Origin of the sequence: Sandarakinorhabdus cyanobacteriorum, assembly GCF_002251755.1 — a bacterium.
GTDB classification, from domain to species: Bacteria; Pseudomonadota; Alphaproteobacteria; order Sphingomonadales; family Sphingomonadaceae; genus Sandarakinorhabdus; species Sandarakinorhabdus cyanobacteriorum.
The window spans coordinates 1-1832 of record NZ_NOXT01000010.1 but is presented as its reverse complement, the minus strand read 5'-3'; the positions used below and the strand labels follow the sequence as shown (position 1 = coordinate 1832).

The window sequence follows — 1832 nt, the reverse complement described above, 5'->3', positions numbered from 1 at the left end:
CGGCGCGGTGCTCAGCTGAGTTAATGGAGGTGCCCAGATTGGCTGACGGCTTTACAGGTGCCATCTGTCCGGAGCAGTTGCGGCGCCTGTGGGATCGATCCAAAGTGCCATCCAACATCATGTGAGTGATTGCTAAGCTGGGGGCCATCTCGGCATGGGTTGCCCGCGCAATACGAGTGGCAGCAGATGTTTGGTTGTCCTAATCTCGCGTCGTGATTGAAGGCTCAGATTCTAGCATCCGCATTTACGATGCACAGGCGGCCATACTCGCCGACAGGTACGAAGCGCTGAATGCAGAGCCCTTCAGGCAGACTTATGCAGACCTTCTACCGGCTGCCGGTGCTGATCGACTGGTCCTTGATGTCGGAGCAGGGTCTGGTCGCGATGCCGCTTGGCTGGCAGGGCTGGGCTTCGAGGTTGTTGCGGCCGAGCCTGCGCCGGGTCTCCGCGATGCGGGACGTCGCTTTCACCCAAAGGCGAATGTCCGGTGGGTTGACGACAGGCTTCCAGCGCTCACCACTTGCCACCAACTTGGCCTTGGGTTCGACGTCATTCTGCTCTCAGCTGTTTGGCAGCATGTCGCCCCAAGCGACCGTCGCCGGGCCTTCCGCAAGCTGACGGCTTTGCTCAAGCCCCGGGGGCTCCTCGTCATCATCCTGCGCTTTGGCCCGGCGCCCGCGGATCGGCCAATGCATGAGGTGAGCGTTGGAGAGATAGAGGCGCTTGCACGCGAGCATGGCTTGGCCGTTACCCGCACGACCGCGCCTATGGCTGACAGTGCCGGCCGCGCCGAGGTCAGTTGGGTCACCATGTGCATGACCCTGCCTGATGATGGTGCCGGCGCACTGCCGTTGTTGCGCGGGATCATTCTGAATGATGCCAAGACGACGACCTACAAACTGGGTCTGTTGCGCAGCATCGCTCGCCTCGCTGACCTGGCGCCAGCGTTGGCCCGGCCTGGTACGGGGGATGATGATGTCGAGTTGCCCATCGGCGCCGTCGCCTTGAACTGGCTGCGGATCTACCTGCCGCTCATCTCGGCTCGCTTGCCGCAGTCGCCCGGCAACGCTGGCCCCGACAGCCTCGGCTTTGTCGGCGATGCCTTTCGCGGACTGATGACCAGCGGGATTTCAGCAACCGATCTCAGAATCGGCGCCAGCTTTACCGACGAGCGGGCGGTTCTGGTTGCAAGGGCGATCGGCGATGCCGCTCGCACCATCGCGCGAATGCCCGCGAACTTCACGACCTATCCAGGGTCAGATGCCCGGGTCTTCGACGCCCGGACATCTCGCACTCCGCGAAGCCAATCATTGGTTCTCGACGGGGAAACCTTGGCCATGTTTGGGAGCATTTCGGTCCCCGGCCATGTCTGGCGGGCCATGCAGCGGCTTGGGGCATGGATCGAACCGGTGTTGGTCGCAGAATGGGCCCGCCTGACCCGAATCTACGCGGCGGGGCAGGGGAGTGAGCTGCCCCTCGGCGTGGTCGAAGCGGCGCTGGCCTGGACAGAACCCAATCGGGACGTCCGGCTTGCCCGGGACATAGCGTTGGCCGCTCTGGACAAAGGTGACCGGCTGCATTGCGTTTGGTCCGGCCAGCGCCTGCGGGCCGACATCCTCGACATTGATCATTGCCTGCCATGGTCCGCCTGGCCATGCGCGGATCTGTGGAACCTGTTTCCAGCCCATCGCCGCATCAACCAGCACCAGAAGCGCGACAGGTTGCCGAGCTCTGCTGCCCTTACCCATGCGAGGCCGCTGGTCCTTGACTGGTGGAAGGACGCTTGGGAGCATGTAGCGCGACGATCAAGGTGAGAACTACGCGACGATCAG

Annotated in this window: 1 protein-coding gene and 1 pseudogene; both read left to right on the top strand. The window is 63.1% G+C overall.

From position 1 onward, the window contains the following. Positions 1-212 precede the first annotated feature (212 nt). Positions 213-638: pseudogene (locus CHU93_RS17795) on the top strand (class I SAM-dependent methyltransferase); the annotation flags it as partial. Positions 639-767: 129 nt separating this feature from the next. Further along, positions 768-1814 (top strand): HNH endonuclease, encoded by a 1047-nt coding sequence (locus CHU93_RS00130; RefSeq protein WP_243375014.1) that lies wholly within the window; start codon positions 768-770, stop codon positions 1812-1814. Positions 1815-1832 lie beyond the last annotated feature (18 nt).